This window comes from Schaalia sp. HMT-172, from assembly GCF_030644365.1.
GTDB lineage: Bacteria > Actinomycetota > Actinomycetes > Actinomycetales > Actinomycetaceae > Pauljensenia.
On the sequence record NZ_CP130058.1, the window covers coordinates 267,112 to 289,597 of the forward strand.

20 protein-coding genes and 1 tRNA gene are annotated in these 22,486 nt (G+C 66.8%); 12 read left to right on the plus strand and 9 right to left on the minus strand.

What is annotated here, in order from left to right; all coding sequences use genetic code 11:
- Positions 1 to 47 precede the first annotated feature (47 nt).
- Together QU663_RS01145 and QU663_RS01150 are read right to left on the minus strand one after the other, a co-directional pair.
- Complete coding sequence (locus QU663_RS01145; RefSeq protein WP_304990629.1) at positions 48 to 1,580, minus strand: hypothetical protein; 1,533 nt, start codon at positions 1,578 to 1,580, stop codon at positions 48 to 50.
- Complete coding sequence (locus QU663_RS01150) at positions 1,577 to 3,154, minus strand: hypothetical protein (RefSeq protein ID WP_304990630.1); 1,578 nt, start codon at positions 3,152 to 3,154, stop codon at positions 1,577 to 1,579. The genes QU663_RS01145 and QU663_RS01150 overlap by 4 nt, the downstream gene beginning before the upstream one ends.
- A 312-nt stretch (positions 3,155 to 3,466) precedes the next feature.
- Here QU663_RS01150 and topA point away from each other — a divergent pair, with 312 nt between their 5' ends.
- The 8 genes from topA (at position 3,467) to QU663_RS01190 (ending at position 13,616) form a co-directional block, all read left to right on the plus strand.
- Complete coding sequence (gene topA, locus QU663_RS01155; RefSeq protein WP_304990631.1) at positions 3,467 to 6,211, plus strand: type I DNA topoisomerase; 2,745 nt, start codon at positions 3,467 to 3,469, stop codon at positions 6,209 to 6,211.
- A complete protein-coding gene (gene tmk / locus QU663_RS01160) occupies positions 6,211 to 7,050 on the plus strand; it encodes a dTMP kinase (protein WP_021611892.1) in 840 nt (279 codons plus the stop codon). The genes topA and tmk overlap by 1 nt, the downstream gene beginning before the upstream one ends.
- Positions 7,047 to 8,237, plus strand: a complete 1,191-nt coding sequence (locus tag QU663_RS01165) for a DNA polymerase III subunit delta' (RefSeq protein ID WP_021611893.1) — start codon at positions 7,047 to 7,049, stop codon at positions 8,235 to 8,237. Before tmk ends, QU663_RS01165 begins: the two co-directional genes overlap by 4 nt.
- Positions 8,238 to 8,274: 37 nt before the next feature.
- Complete coding sequence (locus QU663_RS01170) at positions 8,275 to 9,885, plus strand: alpha/beta hydrolase (RefSeq protein WP_021611894.1); 1,611 nt, start codon at positions 8,275 to 8,277, stop codon at positions 9,883 to 9,885.
- Between the two features lie 114 nt (positions 9,886 to 9,999).
- Positions 10,000 to 10,072: transfer RNA gene (locus tag QU663_RS01175), tRNA-Thr, on the plus strand.
- Positions 10,073 to 10,504: 432 nt separating this feature from the next.
- Positions 10,505 to 10,975: a Dps family protein gene (locus QU663_RS01180; protein WP_009056527.1), complete on the plus strand. Its 471-nt coding sequence runs from the start codon at positions 10,505 to 10,507 to the stop codon at positions 10,973 to 10,975.
- 327 nt (positions 10,976 to 11,302) lie between these two features.
- Positions 11,303 to 12,340 (plus strand): ferrochelatase, encoded by a 1,038-nt coding sequence (gene hemH, locus QU663_RS01185; RefSeq protein WP_021610726.1) that lies wholly within the window; start codon positions 11,303 to 11,305, stop codon positions 12,338 to 12,340.
- 73 nt (positions 12,341 to 12,413) lie between these two features.
- Positions 12,414 to 13,616, plus strand: a complete 1,203-nt coding sequence (locus tag QU663_RS01190) for a PLP-dependent transferase (RefSeq protein WP_021610725.1) — start codon at positions 12,414 to 12,416, stop codon at positions 13,614 to 13,616.
- A 184-nt stretch (positions 13,617 to 13,800) separates the two neighbouring features.
- On the opposite strand, the gene QU663_RS01195 is transcribed toward QU663_RS01190, so the two are convergent.
- Together QU663_RS01195 and QU663_RS01200 are read right to left on the minus strand one after the other, a co-directional pair.
- Positions 13,801 to 15,030 carry a chloride channel protein gene (locus tag QU663_RS01195; protein ID WP_021610724.1) on the minus strand — a complete coding sequence of 410 codons (1,230 nt, stop codon included), beginning with the start codon at positions 15,028 to 15,030 and terminating at the stop codon, positions 13,801 to 13,803.
- Positions 15,021 to 15,482 (minus strand): MarR family winged helix-turn-helix transcriptional regulator, encoded by a 462-nt coding sequence (locus tag QU663_RS01200; RefSeq protein WP_021610723.1) that lies wholly within the window; start codon positions 15,480 to 15,482, stop codon positions 15,021 to 15,023. The genes QU663_RS01195 and QU663_RS01200 overlap by 10 nt, the downstream gene beginning before the upstream one ends.
- Positions 15,483 to 15,708: 226 nt before the next feature.
- Between QU663_RS01200 and QU663_RS01205 the strand changes: the two genes are divergently transcribed.
- Positions 15,709 to 16,038 (plus strand): Lsr2 family protein, encoded by a 330-nt coding sequence (locus QU663_RS01205; RefSeq protein WP_021610721.1) that lies wholly within the window; start codon positions 15,709 to 15,711, stop codon positions 16,036 to 16,038.
- Positions 16,039 to 16,100: 62 nt separating this feature from the next.
- Here QU663_RS01205 and QU663_RS01210 read toward each other — a convergent pair whose 3' ends face one another.
- Positions 16,101 to 16,595 (minus strand): DUF3060 domain-containing protein, encoded by a 495-nt coding sequence (locus QU663_RS01210; protein ID WP_296490783.1) that lies wholly within the window; start codon positions 16,593 to 16,595, stop codon positions 16,101 to 16,103.
- 45 nt (positions 16,596 to 16,640) lie between these two features.
- Positions 16,641 to 17,855 carry an OmpA family protein gene (locus QU663_RS01215; RefSeq protein ID WP_034482292.1) on the minus strand — a complete coding sequence of 405 codons (1,215 nt, stop codon included), beginning with the start codon at positions 17,853 to 17,855 and terminating at the stop codon, positions 16,641 to 16,643.
- A 269-nt stretch (positions 17,856 to 18,124) separates the two neighbouring features.
- On the opposite strand from QU663_RS01215, the gene QU663_RS01220 reads away from it, so the two are divergent.
- From QU663_RS01220 to ispD, 3 genes are all read left to right on the plus strand, one after another.
- Positions 18,125 to 18,862, plus strand: a complete 738-nt coding sequence (locus QU663_RS01220; protein ID WP_021612715.1) for a phosphoglyceromutase — start codon at positions 18,125 to 18,127, stop codon at positions 18,860 to 18,862.
- A gap of 287 nt (positions 18,863 to 19,149) precedes the next feature.
- The gene (locus QU663_RS01225) at positions 19,150 to 19,668 is read left to right on the plus strand and encodes a CarD family transcriptional regulator (protein ID WP_009059404.1); all 519 of its coding nucleotides are present in this window, start codon (positions 19,150 to 19,152) and stop codon (positions 19,666 to 19,668) included.
- The gene (ispD, locus tag QU663_RS01230; RefSeq protein WP_021612714.1) at positions 19,652 to 20,368 is read left to right on the plus strand and encodes a 2-C-methyl-D-erythritol 4-phosphate cytidylyltransferase; all 717 of its coding nucleotides are present in this window, start codon (positions 19,652 to 19,654) and stop codon (positions 20,366 to 20,368) included. The genes QU663_RS01225 and ispD overlap by 17 nt, the downstream gene beginning before the upstream one ends.
- 108 nt (positions 20,369 to 20,476) lie before the next feature.
- Here ispD and QU663_RS01235 read toward each other — a convergent pair whose 3' ends face one another.
- From QU663_RS01235 to QU663_RS01245, 3 genes are all read right to left on the minus strand, one after another.
- The gene (locus tag QU663_RS01235; RefSeq protein ID WP_021612713.1) at positions 20,477 to 21,322 is read right to left on the minus strand and encodes a hypothetical protein; all 846 of its coding nucleotides are present in this window, start codon (positions 21,320 to 21,322) and stop codon (positions 20,477 to 20,479) included.
- Between the two features lie 187 nt (positions 21,323 to 21,509).
- Entirely contained in the window at positions 21,510 to 22,334 is an 825-nt protein-coding gene (locus QU663_RS01240) for a hypothetical protein (protein WP_021612712.1), read from the minus strand.
- Between the two features lie 4 nt (positions 22,335 to 22,338).
- The gene (locus QU663_RS01245) at positions 22,339 to 22,473 is read right to left on the minus strand and encodes a hypothetical protein (RefSeq protein WP_304990632.1); all 135 of its coding nucleotides are present in this window, start codon (positions 22,471 to 22,473) and stop codon (positions 22,339 to 22,341) included.
- Between the last annotated feature and the right edge of the window lie 13 nt (positions 22,474 to 22,486).

The window sequence follows — 22,486 nt, forward strand, 5'->3', positions numbered from 1 at the left end:
TTGTGGGTCCCAGCCCTGGCCTCGTGGATCGGCTTGCGTCCTAGGGGTCAGCCCGCCCGCTTCGGCGTGATCCCCATGAGTACCGTGTCCGAGTGGGGGTAGGTGCCGAGGTATCGGTGCCAGGAGCTGTTGGGATGCTTGGGTTTCGCTATCAACAGGTCATCGTAAAGCGGGGTGGCTCCGTAGGCACCGACCTCGGTGAGGTTCGACAGAAGTACACCCTCGGGGGCGGAGTAAAGGGGCTGCGACAGGGAGACTGCCTGCCTCGAAGTGTCGGCTGTCCAAGTCGAGGCTGGATACAGGATCAGTGAACCGTCCGATGCGAGGATCGAATCATCGGGATAGCTATCCGTCTCTGGTGAGCCGTCCTCGTTCGTCGACATCAGGGGCCTGCCGTTGATGAAACCGATGTCCGTTTCAGAATAGGTCGGTGGTTGTGTGCATAGCGGAGCCCAGGATACCTCCTCTGAGCGGAGAGTTTCGAGGGCCTGCTCGGCTGTGGGGGTGATGATGTGCCCTGTCGTATCCCAGCACGTCATGTGCAGGATCCTCAACCAGTCTCGGGAACCGACCGAGCGCGCAGTGCGCTCGCGTTCAGTCCCGTCCGGGTTGTAGACGACAAACTCTTGGTCTTGCCAATAGGGGTCGGATGAGGCGGTACCGATCCATCCGTCGCTCGCGGGGAACAGCGTGGAGGCATTGATGCCGTCCTGTGTGTCACCGCGCGTGTAGGTGCCGTCAGCGAGGTTTAAGAATCCGTCGGCGTCGTACCGCCTGTATTCTTGATTGAGGTGGCCGACGAGGATGTAACCATTAACGGCGGGGGTAGTGATGGGTCCGCGTTGATGGTCTTTTTCTGTGCTCGTGACGTAGCTCCACGCCTGGCTGCCGTCTTTGTGCCACGCCGTGCATGTGAATTCCGTCGTTGGGCCAACGTATAAGTACCTCGTGTCGGTTGGTGCACAGACGAGCGCGACAGGCCACGTCACTTGCACAAAGCGTGACCCTTCTCTGATGGGTTGAACGTTACCCACGAGTGTTGCAGGAACTGCCGGGTTCGCGTAGTACCCAAACCTCATGGTCGTGGGTAAGGGCGTCTCCCAGGTAGCGGTGACTGCGCCATCAGCGGCGCGTATTGTTTCGTCACCGGCGACGATAGAGTCCTCCCAGATCAGAAGATTCATGTTGCCGTTGTGGATGTCATGACGCCACAGGACCGTGGGAGTACGTCCGCTCGCATCGATGCCGATGAGTGTCCCGGAAAGTGGATCATCAGAGGATGCAAGCGAGGAGGCGAAGATGACGGCTGTTCCGTCGACATTCACGATCTCACGGATGGGAGCGTCGGTCCCCAGCTCCGCGGACGTCATCTCCCACGCGACGTCGAAGCCCGAGGCGAAGTCCGGGGAGATCAGGGAGGATGCGTGCGCGTCGCCGGAGTACCCGACCGGCCTGTGCATGAGCCAGGAGGTACCGACAGCCAGCGCGCTAACGAGGGCGACGGCCAGTGCGATGGCGAGGCGGCGGAGGATAGTCGGGAGGGACTTGCGCCAGGAGGTCAGCGTGTTGGAGAGAGTCATCGGGCGCTCCTCATCGGTCCGGGGGCTGGGGTCAGGCCGACGATGTGGTCGCCGGGAGAGGAAGTGAGCGCAAGCAGGCGCTTGTACCACGGTGATGTCTCAGGGGATATGCGGGCGACGATGAGGTCGTCGTAGAGTGGAGTTGCCGAGCGAACACCGAGGTTGTTCCAGCCATGTACCGCATCGTTACTCAGCCTGTAAGTGGATGATGTTTCGGGCAGTGTCGACGCCTGCGCCGCATCCGATACGTTGATGAGCGAAGGGTGCCACGAGTCCAGGTCATGGTCGCTGGACGAAGCGCCCTTGAGATGAGGTATGAGCAGGACAGAAGTATCTTGACTGATCGCGGGCGGGGCCCACCACCACGACGCGTCGTAGGATAAAATGTCAAGGTATTGTTGATGCGTAGCCAGCGTGACGTTGTCGTTCACGATGATCGCCGAGCCCTCGGTGAGCGTGATTGTTGTGTCCCACGAGTGGTCTCCTGTGGCTGCGTAGTGCACGATCTGTTCGGTCGTCGGTAGTGAGGCTTGCGTCTGTGGATAGGTGCTCAGGTAGTTGATGCGCGTGACGTCCTCCTGCGTAAGAGTGACGACCTGCGCATTCGATCCGTCGGGCGCGACCGTGGCTGCGTGCATGTACCCGCTGCTGATCACCCAACCGTCTTGGGCGCGGATGATGGGTGGTGCGCCAATGTAGGGGAATGTGATACGGCACGACGTGGTTCCGTCATCGAGTTCGGTCGTTGCTGGACCACATGCCTCCTTGATGGCATCGATTCCGGTGCGTTCACCGGTCGAGAGGTTCAGAAATCCGCGCAGAAACGTGCTGCTGAATCCGGTCAGCTGATACCTCGAAAGATGATCAGCGTGGACGATGGGGATCCAGCCGTCCACGGGAGTCGTGGTGTCGGGGAAGGAGCCGCTGGATGCGTCGAAGTCCCACACGTGTGTTGCGGTCTTATCCCAGGCCTCGCACTGTCCGGTGGAGAGATCGGGGCAGTAGAGGCGGATGGGACCGATCGGGGCACTGGACCAGCCGGTGTGCGAAGGGTGTTCGTAGGGGGAAATTCCGTAGCGAACTCCCGAGGTAGGCCATCCGGTAGTTGTGTGACCGTCCGCTGCGGACACCAGCGTGTTTCCGACGAGGAGGTCGCCGTCCCACCAGTGCACGCCGGGTTCGTCGTCGACGTCGACGCGCCACAGCTGGCGCGGGGTGGAGTGGGAGGCGTCGTAGCCGACGGCGATGCGCTGGCTCCCGCGATATCCCACCAGAAAGAGGTAGCCGTCGCGTGCGACGTAGTCGTCGATGCGGTCCAGGCCCGCGTCCGCCGCGTCGATCTGCCACGCCAAGCGCACGCCGTTGACGAAGTCACCGGAGAGAAATCCGGTGTCCTCGGCGCGGCCGTGGTAGCCCCACGAGCCGTTCGCTGAGTGGAGGACGGCGAGCGCGCACAGGATCGATGTTGTCACCATCCACAGGCGTGAGCCGTGGGTAAAGGGGCAGATGATCCGGTACCAGAGGCGGGTGATGGCCCCGGCCTCGACGTAGTCGTCTTCGTCTGGGAATCTCATGGACCCGATCGTAACCGCATCCGGTAGTAACCGGGTAATTGTGCTGGCGTCGCAGCCCAGACGAGGCCGGGGCTTGTCCCTATGTATAGGTATCGCAACGTGCGCCCACCGCCGCTCCACCCGGTCGCGCACGCGCGCGAGAATCCGCCACGGCCTCGTCAATGTCAAACCCGAAGGGCGTGAGACGCGCGGAAGCGCCCCCGGTACCCAGATGTGGGCGGGACGCGGTAAGGTCCATCCCAGATGCCTCGACGCGTGCGCTCGCCGACGAGGTGCTACAAATACTGGGGAAGTGACGGGAAGGGACAGGCAATGTCAGCGACGAAGCTCGTGATCGTGGAGTCTCCTGCGAAAGCAGCCACCATCGAGGGATACCTGGGTCCCGACTACCACGTGACCGCCTCCATCGGCCACATCCGCGACCTCCCGCAGCCCTCCGAGCTACCCAAAGACATGAAAAAAGGGCCATTCGGCCGCTTCGCAGTCAACGTCGACGAGGGCTTCACGCCCTACTACGTGGTGAACCCGGACAAGAAGAAAAAGGTCACCGAACTCAAGAAACTCCTCAAGGAATCCGACGAACTCTTCCTCGCAACCGATGAGGACCGCGAGGGTGAAGCCATCGCGTGGCACCTCCTCCAGGTGCTCAAGCCGAAGGTGCCCGTTCGCCGCATGGTCTTCCACGAAATCACGAAGGAAGCGATCCAGCGCGCCCTGGAGAACACGCGCGACCTGGACACCGACCTCGTCGACGCGCAGGAGACCCGCCGCATCCTCGACCGCCTCTACGGCTACGAGGTCTCGCCCCTCCTATGGCGCAAAATCCGACCCTCCCTGTCCGCCGGCCGCGTGCAGTCTGTGGCCACGCGCCTCGTGGTCGCCAGGGAGCGTGACCGTATGGCGCACGTGAGCGCCCAATACTGGTCGATCGACACGGCCTTTACGTCGGCAGGCCAGGCCTTCGGCGCGCGCGTGGCCTCCGTGGACGGCCACGCCATCGCGACCGGCTCCGACTTTTCCGAGAAGGGCGAGCTGAGCGCGAAGGCCACCAAGGCCGGCGTCCTCCACCTGGACGAGGCCACCGCCCGCTCCTACGCCCGCGCGCTGGAAGACGCCCCGGCCTCGGTCATCGACTCGGTGACCCGCAAGCCCTACCGCCGCCGCCCGGCCGCCCCCTTCACGACGTCCACCCTCCAGCAGGAGGCGTCGCGCAAACTGCACTGGAACGCCTCGTCGACGATGCGCACCGCCCAGTCCCTCTACGAGTCCGGTTACATCACCTACATGCGTACCGACTCCACGGCCCTGTCCAGCCAGGCAATCCACGCCGCCCGCGAGCAGGCCACCCAGCTTTATGGTGCCGAGGCCGTGGCCGACTCCCCGCGCATGTACGGCACCACGTCGAAGGGCGCGCAGGAGGCGCACGAGGCGATCCGCCCCGCAGGCGACCACTTCCGCACGCCCGGCGAAGTCGCGGGCTCCCTGTCCAAGCAGCAGCTCGCACTGTACGACCTGATCTGGAAGCGCACGGTCGCCTCGCAGATGGCCGACGCGGTTGGCTACACGGCGACGATCCGTGTGCTCACCGGCATCGAGGTCGACGGCGCGCGTCACGACGTGATCTCCTCGGCCTCGGGCACGGTCATCACCTCCCCGGGCTTCCGCCTGGCCTACCAGGAGGGGCGCGACCAGGGGCGCTACGACGCGGAAAAGAACGACGCGGAGAAGACCCTGCCCGACGTCGCCGAGGGGGATCCCGCGACGCTGACCGAGGCCACCCCCGACGGCCACGAAACCCAGCCCCCGGGCCGCTACACGGAGGCCACGCTGGTCAAGACCATGGAGGAGCTCGGCATCGGCCGACCCTCCACCTACGCGGCCACCATCCAGACGATCGGGGATCGCGGGTACGTGACGCACCGCGGCCAGTACCTGGTGCCCACGTGGCTGGCGTTCTCCGTCACGCGCCTGCTCGAGGAGAACCTTGCGAACCTGGTTGACTACGACTTCACGGCCTCGATGGAGGGCGACCTGGACCGTATCGCCGCTGGCGAGGAGAACGGCACGGAGTTCCTGACCAGCTTCTTCTTCGGCCCCGACGGCACGGGCGAAAATGGCGGCCTGCGCCACTACGTCGCCTCCCTGGGCGACGATATCGACGCGCGCGCCGTCAACTCGATCGACCTGGGTCGCGGCGTGACGCTGCGCGTGGGCCGCTACGGGCCCTACATGGAAAAGGCCGACGGGACGCGCGCGAACGTGCCGCCGGAGGTTGCCCCCGACGAGCTGACGGACGAACTCATCGACCAGCTCTTCGCTCGCGCCGCCGACGACGGCCGCGAGCTCGGCGTCGATCCCGCCACCGGTCACACGATCATCGTCAAGGACGGCCGCTACGGTCCCTACGTCACCGAGATTCTCCCCGAGTCGGCCGAAGGGGACCAGGCCGGTGCGAAGAAGGCGAAGAAGAGCGACGTCAAGCCACGCACCGCGTCGCTGTTCAAGACCATGGACATCGCCACCGTCACCCTCGAGGACGCCCTGAGTCTGCTGTCCCTGCCGCGCGAGGTGGGCACGGACCCGGCCTCGGGCGAGGTCATCACCGCGCAGAACGGCCGCTACGGCCCCTACCTGAAGAAGGGGACGGACTCGCGCACCCTGGCCTCCGAGGACCAGCTGCTGACCATCACCCTGGACGAGGCCCTGGCCATCTACGCCCAGCCCAAGACCCGCGGCCGCGGCACGGCCCGCCCGCCGCTGCGCGAGTTCGGCGAGGACCCGATCTCGGGCAAGAAGGTCACCGTCAAGGACGGCCGCTTCGGCCCCTACGTGACGGACGGCGAGACCAACGTGACCGTACCGCGCGCGGAGACGGTCGAGGACCTGACGGCCGAGCGCGCCTACGAGCTGTTGGCGGATAAGCGCGCCAAGGGCCCCGCCCCCAAGCGCACGCGCAAGACGGCCGCGAAGAAGACGACCACCAAGAAGGCGACGGCAAAGAAGACCACCGCGAAGAAGACGGCCACCAAGAAGGCCGCGACGAAGAAGGACAGCTGATGGCGGCGCGAGGAGTGTTCATCACCTTCGAAGGTGGCGACGGCTCGGGGAAGTCCACGCAGATCCAGTCGGTGCGCGAGTGGTTCGAGAGCCGTGGCCGCGAGGTCATCGTCACCCGCGAGCCGGGCGGTACCGAGCTCGGCACGGAAATCCGCCGCCTCGTGCAAAACGGCCCCGAGGACGTCGACGCGCGCACGGAGGCCCTCCTGTACGCGGCCGACCGCGCCTACCACGTCGCCACGGTCATCGGCCCCGCCCTCGAACGCGGCGCCGTCGTCCTGGGGGACCGCTACATTGACTCCTCGCTGGCCTACCAGGGCGCGGCCCGCTCCCTCGGCGTCGACGAGATCGCGTCCCTGAGCGCCTGGGCGACCCAGGGCCTCTACCCGTCCCTGACCTTCCTCCTGGACCTGCCTCCCGAGGTCGGCGCGCGCCGCCGCACCGACGCCCCGGACCGCATGGAACGCGAGTCGATGGACTTCCACGAGCGTGTGCGCCACCAGTACCTGCGACTCGCCGACGCCGAGCCCGAGCGCATCGTCGTCATCGACGCGGTGGGCACTGTCGACCAGGTCTTCTCCGAGATCCGCGGCGTCCTCGTCGAACGCTTTGAGGGCGGAGTCGCCACCATCGACGAGGCCGTGGACGCGCCCTCGGGTGCGCCGGCCCCCGAGGAGTCGGCATCGTCTGCGGAGTCGCCCGTGCCCGAGGCGGCCCCGGAGGCGTCCACCGAGGCCTCGGCGCCACGCACGGGGTCCGGCGAGCAGCGCTCCTCGCGCAAGCCCGCGACCATGGTGGGAGCCCTGGGTGAATCCCAGGGCGCGCTGTGGGATGAATGATGAGCGTCTGGTCCTCGCTGGTCGGACAGGACGCGGCGGTCGCTAAGCTCAGCGATGCCGCGGCGTCCGCCCGCGCGATCGTCGCCTCCCGCGGTGGGCGCGCCTCCGACGAGGCCCGCTCCATGAGCCACGCCTGGCTCATTACCGGCCCGCCCGGGTCGGGTCGGTCGGTCGCCGCCCGCGCCTTCGCGGCCGCCCTCCAGTGCACGGGCGAAACACCCGGGTGCGGAGCGTGCCCCGGCTGCCGCACCACCATGGCCCGCACAAACGCCGACGTCGTCTTCGCGGCCACCGAGACCTCGATCATCAACGTCGACACGGCCCGCTCCCTCGTGCTCCAGGCCCAGTCCTCGCCCTCCCAGGGCCTGTGGCGCGTCATCGTCGTTGAGGACGCGGACCGCCTGGGCGAATCCGGCGCGAACGCGCTCCTCAAAGCCATCGAAGAGCCACCCGAGCACACCGTGTGGCTCCTGTGCGCGCCCAGCCCCGAAGATATGATCGCCACGATCCGCTCGCGCTGCCGCCACCTCGGCCTGCGCATCCCCACGGCCGCCGCCGTCGCCGACCTGCTCGTGCGCGAAGGCGTCGCCACCCCCGACGTCGCCCTCGACGCTGCGCGCGCCGCCCAATCCCACATTGGGCTGGCCCGCGCGCTCGCCCGCGATCCCCAGATGCGCGAACGCCGCCGCGCCATCATCACCGCCCCCGCCTCCGTGCGCAGCGTCGGCGAGGCCGTCATGGCCGCCGACCGCCTCCTCGAGACCGCGAAAGCCCAAGCCGACGCCCAGGTCAGCGAGCGCAACGCCCGCGAAAAGGCCGAACTGCTGCGCCAGCTCGGCATGGAGGAAGGAGAGAGCGCCACCAAGGCATCGCGCACGATGATCCGCCAGCTCGAGGAAGACCAGAAGCGACGCTCCAAGCGTGCCCTCACCGACGCCATCGACCGCGCCCTCATCGACCTGCTCGCCATCTACCGCGACGTCCTCATGGTGCAAGTCGGCGGCCAGGGCGAGCTCATCAACACGGATCTGTCCGACCTCGTCCACACCATTGCGGGCGAGTCCACGCCCTGCCAGACCCTCGCGCGCGTCGACCACATCGAGACGGCGCGCCGGCGCCTCATCGCCAACGGCAACCCCCTCCTCGTCCTCGAAGACATGGCGATCTCCCTGCGCCCACAGGCCTGAAAACTGACCCGGCGATTCAGCGTATACAATCGGGGCCATGAAGACACGCTCCTTCGCGGTCGCAGCCGTCGCGATCCTCGCCGTCGTCGCGATCGTCCTGACCGTCGTCGGCTACTACGGGACCCAGCCCAGGGGACCCGTCCCCACGACCACAGCCACGGCCTCGTCCGCGCCGATCCCCGTCCAATCCGGGTCCACCCAGCCGTACTACGAGCAGGCCATCACGTGGGGCGTGTGCCCCGAAGGCACCTTCGAACAATTCGAAGGCATCGACTCCTCCGACGCCAGCGAATACCAGTGCGCCTTCCTCAAAGCGCCCCTCGACTGGTCGAACCCCGACGGCGACCAAATCTCCCTCGCCCTGGCCATCCACCGCTCCGGGCAGAAAGACGCCCCCGTCCTGTTCGTCAACCCCGGCGGCCCCGGCGGCGCTGTCGTCTCCGCGCTGCCCTACTACGCCGCCCTCGGACTGGGTGAATCCGTCGTCAAGGCCTACGACATCGTCGCCCTCGACCCGCGCGGCGTCGGCGCCTCCACCCCCGTCTTCTGCATGACGGACCAGGAACGTGACCAACGCAATGCCGGCGAAGACACCGACACCGCCGACGACAACCCGCAATCCGCGATTGCCGAGGTGAAGGAAGACTCCCGCTCCCTCGCCGACGGATGCCGCTCCCACTCCGGCAGCCTCTTCGAACACATCGACACCGTCAGCGCCGCGCGCGACTTCGACATGGTGCGCGCGGTGCTCGGCCAGGAGACCCTCAACCTCCTCGGCTACTCCTACGGCACCTTCCTCGGCGCCACCTACGCCGGCCTCTTCCCCGAGCGCGTCGGCCGCTTCGTCCTCGACGGCGCCCTGGACCCCTCGCTCAGCGTCGACGAAATCTCCGCGCTCCAAATGCGCGGACTCGACGCCTCCCTCCAACAGTGGATCAGCGACTGCGCCACCCAGGCCTCGTGCCCCATGGGACACAGCCGGGAAGAGGGCATCGCCACCGTCCGCTCCTTCCTGGAATCCCTCGAGAAGAACCCGCTGACAACCAACGACCCGAATCGCCCCCTGACCGAAGGGCTCGCCGTCACCGCCATGACGGGGTCCATGTACGACACGACGCGCTGGCCCCAGCTCACCCAGGCGTTCGCCGCCGCGTGGCAGAAGGGCGACGGCACCGCGATGCTTGCGATCGCCGACCTGATGAACTCGCGCAACCCCGACGGCACCTACGCGGACAACTCCGCCGACGCCATCAACGCGATCAACAACCTGGACTACGAGCCCGAAGGTAGCTCCGAGCAGTGGGTCAGCCAGGCCGCCGCCCTCAAGAGCGAACTGTCGATCCTCGGCCGATACGTCGGCTACCCCTCCGCGGCGCTGTCCGCCTGGCCCACGCGCCACGCCGACCGCCACCCCATCACCGCGCAGGGCGCCGCCCCCATCGTCGTGATCGGCACGACCCACGACCCGGCCACCCCCTACACGATGGCGCAGGGCCTGTCCGGCCAGCTCGCCTCTGGTGTGCTCGTCTCCGTCGAAGGCTGGAGTCACACCGCCTACCGGCGCGGCGCCAACCAGTGCGTCGTCAACGCCGTCGAAGACTACCTGGTCAAGGGCACCGTCCCGACCGACGGCCTCATGTGCAAGTAGGCAGTGACCCACGACATTGCGTCGGCGGCCGTCCTGGTTTGCGCTGTCGGCGCTCCTTCCAGTAGAGTTGTGCCGTTGCCTGCACGCCCCGGAGACGGTGGAACGGCAGGCGCGGCCGCCTTAGCTCAGTCGGCAGAGCGATTCACTCGTAATGAATAGGTCGTGGGTTCGATTCCCACAGGCGGCTCAGAAGCGTCCACCCCTACAGGGGTGGGCGTTTTCGTCTATGTACGAGGCCTGGGGTGAGAGGGCACAACGTGGTGGCGTGGCTCGGGGCTCGTGGGGTGGCTGGATGCGTGAGGTGGGCTCGGTCGCGCGGGGTGACGCTGCTCGACACTGTGGGGCCATGGTCTCGTGGAAGTCGAAAGTGTGAGGCAACCATGGCCTCGTTGTAGGTTGGTAAGGCAATCCTTGCCCATAGGGCGAAGGTCCTAATGACGTAATAACGCCCAAAAATGCGGCTCTATTCCGGTGCTTGACACAATCGTGAAACATTTGACTAACTGGTGGATAGCACTAGAAATTCTGGGACCAACGGACCAAGATAGAAGGGTCTTCAGGGCGATGCCTCACGAGGGCGGACCCCGTTTTTCGAACACACAAGCAGAGGAGATTCATCATGACCGTTGAGTCCACCGGTTTCAAGGCTTCCGACGTTCTCGCAGGCAACCTGCAGAAGGTCCTGACCGACGTCACGGCGCTGTCCCTCGTGGGCAAGCAGCTGCACTGGAACATCACCGGCGAGGGCTTCCGCTCGCTCCACCTCTACCTGGACGATGTCGTTGACATCGCCCGCGAGGCCTCCGACGAGATCGCCGAGCGCATGCGCGCCCTCCAGGTCGTCCCCAACGGCCTGCCCGAGGTTGTCGCCCAGCGCAACACCCTCCCGACCGTCCCCGAGACGCTCGTCAAGACCGATGACGCCGAGGAGCTCGCCGTCGCCGCCATCAACGCGACCGTCGGCACCATGCGCGATGTTCACGAGAAGGTCGACGCCGAGGACTCCGCCTCCGCCGACATCCTCAACGACTACATCCGCCGCCTCGAGCAGCAGGCGTGGTTCATCCGCTCGCAGAACGGCCAGGCCTGAGCCGACAACCTCCGCCAGGAGGATGCGAGCCCCTCGGGCTCGCCGCATAAGCGCCGGGGCGCCCCACCGACAGGTGGGGCGCCCCGTTTGCACGCAACGCGACCCCCGCGATCAGCCAGGGGGGACGATCCCGCCACACAGGCCCCGGCCTCGTTCGTCCCCGCCGACCGCGGCACGCGGCGCTCCCCGCCGAACGAGGAAACCGAAGCGGCAAGGCCGCGGGTAAGCAATCGAGAGCCCGCACCGCCCCGCACCGCCCCGAACCGGGCCCCCGGGAGGTGACACCGCGTCAGGGACAGTGCGTTCGGCGAACACTATTCTGGACGGGTGACGAACTCCCAGGACACCGCCTCCCCCTTCCTGACCAGCGCACAGCCCGACGATGCGGGAGCCGCGCTGCTCCTGGTCAACCTGGGCACGCCGACCGCGCCCGAGCCGGGCCCTGTCCGGGCGTTCCTGCGCGAGTTCCTCTCCGACCGCCGCGTCATCGAGATGAGCCCGCTCCTGTGGAAACCCATTCTCGAGGGCATCATTCTGCGCGTGCGCCCGCGCGAGGTGTCGCGCAAATACCGCAGCATCTGGCGGGAGGAAGGCTCGCCGCTCATGCACTACACCCGCGAGCAGGCCCGACTCCTCGCCGAGCGCCTGCCGGGTGTGCGCGTCGAGGTCGCGATGCGCTACGGGGAGCCCTCCATCGGCTCGGTCCTCGACCGCCTGCACGCGCAGGGCGTGCGCCGCGTGGCGATCCTGCCCGCCTACCCGCAGTACGCCGCGTCGACGGTGACCTCGATCAACGACGCGGTCGCGCGCTGGATCGACCGCAACCGCGACGGCTTCGAGCTGCGCCTGCATCGGTCCTTCCCCGCCGCCCCGGCCTACATCGAGGCGCTCGCTTCCGCCCTCGAGCGCCATTGGGAGCGCGTGGGGCGCCCGAACTTCCTGACGGGGGACCGCGTCGTCGTGTCCTTCCACTCGATCCCGGTCGCCATGGACGAGGCCGGGGACCCCTACCGCGCCGAGTGCCGCCACACGGTCGCCGCCCTCGAGTCGCGCCTCGGCCTGGCGATGGGTTCCCTGACGGCCACCTTCCAGTCCGTGTTCGGGCGAGCGCAGTGGCTGGGCCCGCAGACGATCGAGGAAATGGCCGAGCTGGGCGCGGCGAAGTGCCCGCGCGTGGACGTCATCTGCCCGGGCTTCATGGCGGACTGCCTGGAGACGCTCGAGGAGATCGACCAGCTCAACCGCGAGACCTTCGTCGAAGCCGGGGGCGGGGACTTCCACTACGTGCCCTGGGGCAACGATTCCGAGGGAGCGGTCGCGTCCCTGGAGGAACAGGCACGTATCGCGCTCGCCGGCTGGATGTAGAAGCGCGCTGTCACAATCGACCGGCGGACGAAACACTCCGGCGTGGTCAGCCACGGCCTCGTAGCGTAGAAGCATGAGCACGACTGACTGTACCGACTTCGCGACGCTGGCCATCCACGCCGGGTTTGACCCGGACCCCGTGACGGGTGACGTGGTGCCGCCGATGCACGTCGCGTCGACGTTCGTGCAGGACCGGCCGGGCGAGCTGCGAGAAGGCTACGAGTACGGGCGCTGCGGCAACCCGACGACCAACGCGTTCGCGGGCGCGCTCGCGGCCCTGGAGGGGGCGACGCACGGCTTCGCGTTCCCCTCGGGCATGAGCGCCGAGGACACCGTCATCCGTCTGCTGGCGCGCCCCGGCGACCACGTCGTGCATTCGACCGACGTGTACGGGGGGACGCACAAGCTCCTCAGCGTCATTAAGCCCGCCGAGGGCATCACCTCCGAGGCCGTGGATCTGACCGACCTGGCCGAGGCCGAGCGCGTGATCCGTGGTTCGCGCCCGCAGATCGTGTGGGTGGAGACCCCCTCGAACCCGTTCCTGCTGGTCACCGACATCGCCGCGATTGCGGCCCTCACGCACGAGGTGGGCGGCCTGCTGGTCGTGGACAACACGTTCGCGACGCCGGTCTTGCAGCGTCCGCTGGCGCTCGGGGCGGACGTCGTCGTGCACTCGACGACCAAGTATGTGGGCGGCCATTCCGACGTGATCGGTGGCGCGTTCGTCCTGCGCGATGGCCTGGAGCTGCCCTCGCACGTCGAGCCTTTCTTCGGCGAGCGCGACGCGGCCGCTGAGGCCGTGAAGCTGCAGATGGCCCTCGGGCACGTGCCATCCCCGCGCGACACGTACCTGGCGCACCGCGGCTTGAAGACCCTGGCTCTGCGCGTGGAGCGCCACTGCGCCAACGCGCAGAAGGTCGCCGAGTTCCTGGCCTCCCACCCGAAGGTGAGTGTGGTCCACTATCCGGGGCTGGCCTCGGACCCTGGGTTCGAGCTGGCTCAGCGCCAGAATCTACGAGGCGTTGGCGGGGTTTTATCCTTCCAGGTCGCCACGGAGGAGGCGGCCCTCGAGCTGACGACGCGCACGCGCATCTTTGCGTTGGCTGCGTCGCTGGGGGCGCCTGAGTCACTCATCGAGCACCCGGCGATCATGACCCATTCGACGCGCGTCGGCGGCGTGGGTGGCGTGCCGGGAACCCTCCTGCGCTTGGCGGTTGGGCTCGAGGATGCGGGTGACTTGATCGAGGACCTGGATCAGGCGCTCGCGCAGATCTGATGCCGCTCTGGTGCCGCTCTGGTGCCTTACCCACAAATCTCGCACGTAATTTAATTTGGTCAGTTTTTAGTTATGCCAGAAAACGTTGCAATTCCAACGCTATGAATTCAATGTTTGAAATAGTGTTGGGGGAATTACGTGCGACATTGTTGGGGAACTATTCTCTAGGTCTGGGTGCGGCGGGTCAGCGGGCGTGGCGGGTCAGCCAGGTGGTCGCCGCGGTAGCGCCGCCGACGGCGAGGACGGCCGGCACCAGGATGGTGGGCCCCTGAGCGGTGAACTCGATGACGAGGATGAGTCCGGTGAACGGCGCGTTCATGGACGCACCGAGGAATGCGGCCGCCCCGATGAAGGCGAAGGCGGCCACCTCGGAGCCGGGCCAGGCGGCTGCCCACGGCAGGCCGATGACGGCGCCCAGCCCTGCGCCGAGCGCGACCGCGGGCGTGAGGACGCCGCCCCAGCCTCCCGCGCGGATCGTCAGGAATGTCGTCAGGGTCTTCGCGGCGAGCACCAGCGCCGCGAACGCGAGCCCCGCGCCGGCCGCCCACGTCGCATCAAACTGCGTCTGTGCGCTGGCCTGGCCGTTGCCGAGGACGGAGGGCAGCCGACTGGCGATGAGTCCGACCACGAGGAAGGCGGCGGGCAGCGTGAGCAGCAGTCGCCAGTCGCGCGGGCGTGCCGCGCCCACGCGAGCGACGGCCTGCTTGAAGGCCCACCCGGCGGCGCCGAGCAACGGCCCGACGAGGGCCCCGAACACGGTGAGCGACAGGGAGGGCGTGAGGGTGGGGACGGTGTAGAACGGTGCCGGCCTCGTGAATCCCGTGGAGATGAGGACGGCGATCCCGGAGGTGAGGAACGCGGGGGCGACCGCGCGCCCCGAGCGGGACACGAGCAGGATTTCGAGCGTGTAGACCGCCCCCGACAGGGGGATCGAGTAGACGGCGGCCAGTCCTGCTCCCGCGCCGCAGGCGACGATGATGCGCCGGTCCTCGGCGCTTAGCCCGAGGCGGTCGGCGGCGGCCGCGCTGAAGGCGGCGGCCATCTCGCGGGGGGCGACCTCGCGCCCGACGGAGGCGCCGAGGCCGACGATGAGGACCTGGGTCAGGGCGTGCCAGGTGGCGCGCAGGGGCGGCATGGGGGTGCCGCTCACGGCTGCCGACACGGAGGTGATGGCCTTGTTGCGGCGGAAGAGGAGGAACCAGGACAGCGCGCCGATGACGCCGCCGAGCGTGAGGACGAGGATGCGGCGCGTGGGGGAGACGGCGCTCGCGGCCTCCAGGAGGGTGCCGCCGTGCATGTCCCAGGCGAGGGCCTGGATCCAGTGGAGCAGGTGGATGCACGCCAGGCCGACGAGGCCTGCGATGACCCCGGTCGCGAGGGTGGCGGCCGCGAGGCGGCGCGCGTTCACAGACATGGCGTGTCGGCGTCGAGGCGCGCGCTGACGCGGCCGAACAGGCTGGTGAGCATGTCGATTTCCTCGGGCGAGATGTCGTCGAGGAAGAGTCGGCGGATGACGTCGCGCTGGACCAGGGCGGCCTCGTCGAAGAGCTTCTTGCCGGTCTCGGTGAGGAAGACGAGGCCTCCGCGCCCGTCCCCCTGGCAGGGGCGGCGTTCGATGAGGCCTCGTAATTCGAGGCGCTTCATCGTGTGCGTGAGGCGCGAGCGGGAGAAGACGACCTGGTGCGCGAGGACGGAGGGTCGGATGCCGGTCTGGCCCGCGCGGTCGGTCATGAGCAGGACGGAGTACTCGGGCATGGAGAGGCTGGCCTCGCATTTGAGGGACGCTTCGATGCGTTCGGTGAGGCGGGCTGTGGTGGTGAAGTAGAGCTCCCATGCCGCCGCTCGGGGGTGGTGTGCTCTGTTCACGGTGTCTCCTCGCTCGTTCCTGCGGTGTGCGAGGCCTTCCCGGCCTCGTGCGTCCTTACGAGTATAACTTTCAATTACCTGGCACCTGCGATTGGTGCTGCCTAACTCACGTTTGTCGATGAATCGGAATAGTGAGAAAGATAATTCGTTGTGAGTTATTCTAATTGTAATGAATTCCGCTGACGGTTCGACTGTGGAATTCTCGATCCTTCAGGAGGAATAACATATGAAGAAGACGACGAAGGTTGTCGAGGTTGTTGACGATTTCGACGGCTCGCCCGCCGATCAGACCGTGCGTTTCGCATTCAATGGTGCGTCGTATGAGATTGACCTGAACCGCGAGCATTTCGAAGAATTCGCCGCGGCCATTCAGCCCTACATTAAGGCTGGCCGTAAGGTTGGTTCGACCCGCCGCCGCGGCAATGCTGGCAACCCCAACCAGCGCCTGGAAAACGCGAAGATTCGTGCGTGGGCGCAGGGTGAAGGCATGGAGGTTTCCGATCGTGGTCGTATTCCCGCTCCGATCGTCGAGGCCTACCGTAAGGCGCATGCCTGATCGATACGCAGCATCGGGGGGTGTGCAGGTTTCCTGCACACCCCCCGATTGTTGAATAAGTGTCAGTCCTGGGAGACGACGTTATTCATGCCGAAGTCGTTGGCCACGCGAGGGGCATTCCCCTTCTTGTATTCGAGCTCGTTGTTGGAGCCCGTGAAGGAGACGGTCGATGCGGAGTCGACCTCGATGGCGTTGTTGGAGCCGTTGACCGTGATGTCGGCGAGCTCGCCGCCCTCCACGTGGTTGTTGGAACCGTTGATGATGACCTTGGTGGTGCCCGCGGGGATCGACAGGTGCTGGTTGGACTCGTCGAAGGTGAGGGCGCCGGAGTTATCCTGCGCGGCGGCGGACGAGGGGGTAGCGGGCGGAGCGACGGGGGCCTGGGTGGCCGAGGCCTCGCCCGAGCTTGCGGGGGCCGACGCGGCGGGGGCCGAGGCGGCGGGCGCCTGGGTGGCCGAGGAGTCGGCCGGGGCGGCGTTGTTCTGGGTGCAGCCGGTCAGGGCCAGGGCGGCCACGGCGGCGGTGGCGGCGAGGGGGAGGATGGACTTGATGGACATGGTGTCTCCCTTTCGTTGAATCGTGGTGAAACCGTGGTCAGGGTACTAGAAAGCGGGGATGAAGATTTCGACGCGGCGGTTCAGGGCGCGACCGGCCGGGTTGTCGGATCCGTCGGCGTTCTCGTTGGGGGCGACGGGCTTGGACTCGCCGTAGCCGGTCGCGTCCATGGTCGCGGTGACGCCGTTCTTGGCCAGGTCGTTCTTGACGGCGTTGGCGCGTGCCTCGGAGAGCTGCTGGTTGAAGGCCTCGTCGGAGACGGAGTCGGTGTGGCCGTAGATGTGGGCGGCGGGCACCTTGGCGTTGTTGAGTACGCCCGCCAGGCTCTTGAGGGTCTGGGCCGCGTCGGGACGGATGTCGGACTTGCCGAAGTCGAAGAGGACGCCGTCTTCCAGGGTGATGAGGGTGCCGCAGGATTCGACGGGCTGGAGGGAGGCGATGGGCGGGAACTTGCCGAGCTTGCTGACCTTGTCGACCTTGGGGGCGTCGGTGACGGTGGTCCCGTTGACGACGGCGGTGCCGTCGCCGTTGTTGCGGATGGTCATCGTCGAGTCGGAGTAGCTGCCCGACCCGTCGCCGTTGTTGATGATGGAGACGGTGGCTGTGGAGTAGTTGCCGGACCCGTCGCCGTTGTTGATGATCGAGATGGTCTTGGAGGAGTCGGTGTAGTTGCCGCCGCCCATGCCGTCGAGGTTGATGGACAGCGTCGGCGTCGAGTAGACGCCGGAGCCGTCCTCGTTGACGTTGATGGACAGGCCGGTGTCTGCGTTCGAGTAGACGCCGGTACCGTCGCCGCCGTAGACGATGGAGATTGGGCCCTGCGTGATGACGCCGGAGCCGTCGCCGCCGTTGACGACGGTACCCGAGCTGTTCGTGGTGACGCCGGAGCCGTCGCCTCCCAGGACCGTGGAGCCGGAGACGAGGGCGTTGCCGTCGCACTTGGCGGGCGTGACGGTCACGCCGGGAACGGAGGACAGGGAGGAGGCGGTCTGGATGACAGCCTTGTCGGCGTTCGAGGCGAAGACGTCGATCGGGGGCACAGCGAAGGCCGGGATCGGGGGGATTTCGCCGGGACGGTAGCCGGGCACCGTGGGCACGGACGAGGCCGTGGCGCTGGGAGCTTGGGTCGGCTCGGCCGTGGTGGCCGCGGAGCTCGGCGAAGCGGCGGGCTCGGCGGGCTTGGAAGAACCGCAGGCGCCCAGGGCGAGGGTGGCCGCGGTGATAACGGCGGCCGCTGTCAGAGTGCGTCGTGTTGTGGTCATGTCTTAACCGTAGGGGAAAAAATGAGGGACGCGCACTGTTCGAGTAATCATGTAAAACCTTGATTTTCTGCGGGTCTCAGGGGGAAAGGGGAGGGGGAGTCAGGGGACAATCAGGGGGAGCCCTGGGGTGAGCCCGGGGGGAGGCGCCCCTGGGAGGTGGCCCCGGCCTCGTCCTTGAGGGGGCGGAGACGCGCGCGGGTGTCCACGCTGTGGCGTGATCAACGACACGGGATGTAGGAGCGGGGCCTCGACTGTGGAAGAATGGAGGCATGAGCTACAAACTGGTGCTGCTCCGCCACGGCGAGAGCGAATGGAATGCAAAGAACCTCTTCACCGGTTGGGTGGATGTTCCGCTGTCGGACAAGGGCCGCGCGGAGGCTACCCACGGTGGTGAGCTCCTCAAGGAATCCGGCGTTCTCCCGGATCTCCTGTTCACGTCGATGCTGCGTCGCGCCATCATGACCGCGAACCTGGCTCTCGACGCCGCCGATCGCCACTGGATCCCCGTTGAGCGCAACTGGCGCCTCAACGAGCGTCACTACGGTGCGCTCCAGGGTAAGAACAAGAAGGAAATCCGCGACGAGTACGGCGAGGAGCAGTTCATGCTGTGGCGCCGTTCCTTCGACGTGGCTCCGCCCGCCATCGAGGCCGGCTCGGAGTTCTCGCAGGATCAGGATCCCCGCTACGCTGGCGAGCCTGTCCCCATGAGCGAGTGCCTCAAGGACGTCATCGCGCGTCTGCTGCCCTACTGGGACGAGGCCATCGTTCCCGCGATCAAGACCGGCAAGACCGTCATGATCGCCGCGCACGGTAACTCGCTGCGCGCGATCGTCAAGCACCTGGATGAGATCTCCGACGAGGATATCGCCGGCGTCAACATCCCCACCGGCATCCCGCTGGTGTACGAGCTCGACGAGGAGACCCTCAAGCCCATCAAGAAGGGCGGCACCTACCTGGATCCCGAGGCCGAGGCGAAGATCGCCGCGGTCGCCAACCAGGGCAAGTGAGCAACGCGGGGCCCCGGCTTCGTCTGTGTGGACGAGGTCGGGGCCTCGTCATGCCCTCGGGTGCGGGCGCGTGCAAGGGGGCGCGCGGACTGTGGCGCATTCCCTAAATCTGACCACCTGATCGTGACCGGGGTCGCAGTGAGGGTCGCATGGTGGTCGTGCTTGAAGCTGGTTTGTGTCATTCCTCTTATGCGTGTAACGTTGAGCTTTCACACTGTCTCGGCGATATTCGTCAGTCAACTGGTAGAATAGGTGTGCTATCCACGCGAGCACCCAGGAGTCATTCCATGTCGTTCGAAATCGGTCAGACGGTCGTCTACCCGCACCACGGCGCAGCCACGATCGAAGAGGTCATGACGCGCACCATTCGTGGTGAAGAGCGAACCTACCTCAAGCTGCGCGTGAATCAGGGCGATCTCGAGATTCAGGTCCCCGCCGAGAACGTCGACCTGGTCGGCGTGCGCGACATCGTTGACGAAGACGGCCTGGAGGAAGTTCTCGCCGTCCTGCGCGCCCCCTACGTCGAGGAGCCCACCAACTGGTCGCGCCGCTTCAAGGCCAACCAGGAGAAGATCGCGACCGGCGACATCGTGAAGGTCTCCGAGGTCGTGCGTGACCTGACGCGCCGCGACGACCTGAAGAAGCTGTCCACGGGCGAGAAGCGCATGCTGACGAAGGCCCGTTCCATCCTCACCTCGGAGCTGGCCCTGGCGCGCAACATCGAAAAGGCGGCCGCCGCCGAGCGCCTCGACGCCGTCCTGGCCGAAGGCCGTATCGAGGCCGACGACGATGCCGCCGAGCAGTGACGTATGCGCGGTTCTGACGGCCGCAGGCTCCGGCTCGCGCCTCGGGTGTGAGCTCCCCAAGGCCCTCGTCTCTCTCTCGGGTCGCCCCCTGCTGTGGTGGGCGGCCCGCGGCCTACGCGCCGGGGGAGTGGGCATGATCGTCGTCACCGCCCCGGCCTCGTGCATCGCTGAGTTCCGCGCCGCGATCGACGGCTTGGGCGACGTGCTCGTCGTCGCGGGCTCCGACCGCTCGCGGCAGGCCTCCGTCGCACTGGGCTTGGCCGCCCTCGGGGAACGAGGCGCGGATACGGTCGTCCTCGTGCACGACGCGGCTCGCCCCCTGACGCCCCCGCAGGTCACCGCGCGCGTTATCGACGCGGTGCGCGCCGGCGCGGGCGCCGTCATCCCCGTCCTGCCCGTCAGCGACACGCTCAAGACCGTGGACGCCTCGGGCCTCGTCACGGGTACGCCGCGGCGCGCCGACTTGGCGGCCGTGCAGACCCCGCAGGGCTTCCGCTGGGATGTGCTCACGCGCGCGCACGAGGCGGGTGCTTCTCTGGGTGCGGACGAGGCCGTGGCCGCCACGGACGACGCTGGCCTCGTCGAGGCGATCGGGGTGGCCGTGCACACCGTCGCGGGCGACGAACGCTCCCTGAAGGTCACGCGCCCCCTGGACCTGGCGCTCGCGCGGCTGCTCGCCGACCAGGAGCAGGCGGACTGAAGCGATCAGGGTGCTTCCGAGAGCACCCCACGCGCGCCAGGAAGCGCGCCAAGGGGGCGGAGGCCAACCCCGACCGGCCGTGCGCATCCGCGGTACGCTGCTCGCGATTCAGCGCGGCCAGTTCGCGGGATTGTCGTTGATGAGTGCCCGAACGAGAGTGAGCCCGCCGTCAGTGGCGAGGGCTCCGCGATACTGGGGGCGGCAGGCGAAGCAGCCGATGACGCGCTGGAGCTGTTCGTATGTGAGATCCAGGCACGTGATGTCGATCGTCGTGGGAACCGGGTTGCCCGTGGTTGTGATGCGTGCCTTCTTCGTGGAATCCCTCTTCACGGTGACGAGGTCGATGCCCGCGAGGTAGGGCATCCGATCCCAGGCGATGGTGACCGGCTCGGCCTCCAGTAGGGGGTGGAACTCCAGGTGGGTTGGGGTGAGTGTCAGGATCGGTCCGCGGTGGATCGTGTTGAGGCGATAGGCGGTGCCTCGCCGAATGAACAGGGCGACTCCAGTCCCGGCCAGACCAAAGACGACCGTGACTATATCCAGGCCGATGGTCACCGCGCTGACAGCACCGCCGGTTGCGGAGGAGGAGGACGACAGGAGCGGGCTGTGCGTGAGCGCGCACGCGATCAGGGAGATGGGGAACGCCGCTGCCAGCCGGATGAAGTCCGCGGTCACCAGCTTGATGGGCGCGATCATCGGCGTGAGGCCAACGCCCCCGTTGGAGAGCGCCAGATCCGGGCCTCGGCGAAGCCTCCGAGACAGCACCGCGGCGTAGTAGAAACGCGTCGATGCGTGGCTAGCGAAGATGAAAATCGCGAGGATGAGCATGGAAAACGGGGAGAGCCAGAGGAGAAAGAGGTTGAGCAGTGCAATGAAGCTGTACAGGGCTGCGGAAACAGTCAGGGCAAACACCGCCGCTGAATTCAGGGGCCCGTCGTATTTGTTGGTCAGCATCAGTGTCTACTCTCTGGAGTCATCGGTGGCGGTGGTCGTGCAGTGAGACGAGCGTCCTGCCCAGGTCATGACGCTGTCAGGATAGCGCGCGTGAGCCTGACCCGTCCGGGGATGCCAGTCAAGCGAGCTTCCCCGGCCTCGTCCCCGGGGTGGCCGCGGCACGCCTCCACACGTGGGTCGCCGCCCCTCAGGCGTCTGGGTCCTGCCCACGCAGGAGCGCGCGCACCACATCGACGCCGGTCTCGGTGCCGAGAACGCGCCGCCGCCGGGGGTTGGAGGCGAAATAGTCAATGAGTCGCTCGAAGGCGATGTAGGAGAGTCCCGGATCCTTGAGACGCAGCCACATGACACCTTCCTCGCCATCCGAGGTCCAGTGGATGGCGGTCATGCCCTTGACGGTCTCGCCCACGCAGGTCACATCACACCAGTCCGCCATCCTGATCCGAGGAAGAATGTCTTTCTCGGCGAAGGCGAAACCCTCGGGGATGAGAATGAACTTCTGCGACTTGACGTCGCGCGGTTGTGGAAAGTACAGATACGTCTGTTTCACGAGAAGGGAAACGATAAGGAGGAACGCCCAGAGTGACATGAGAAAACCACTCTTGGGGCTCCAGGAGAATGAGAGGGGAATGAGCGAGATCAAAACGCCGCTCACTCCCCATGTGAAGCCGGCGAGCCGCATGCGACCAAAAGTGGTGTCTCCGGTGATCAACAGCTCGGTGACCGTGCGGTCCTTCTCGCGCGTCGTGGTGGCAGTGACACTCGGCGGGCGGCAGGGTGCGCGCGCGTAGGCAACGGCGGCTGGAATGAAGGCGACGAGGAGAATGCAGACGATAGTGAGCCCGTAACGCAGGCTGAGGGCGGGGAAACCGAGTGTGATGAGGGCGACGAGAATAAGTGCTGCCGCGACTCCAATGGCGTAGAAGCACGCGGGGGCGATCCATGCTCGTCGCATGATGGCGTCGGCTTGTGCTGGGGTGAGAGGACGGCGGATGAGCGTCAGGGGGAGCATGCGCCTAGCCTGCCGTCAGGATGTCGGTGACGAGCTGCGGTCCCTGCGGTGTTCCGAGCGTTGCTCGATCCTCGGGATGGGCGACAAAGTGGTTGATGAGACGCGCGAGTTGCCAGTAGCAGATGGGCATCCCCTTCATATCGAAAAGAGCC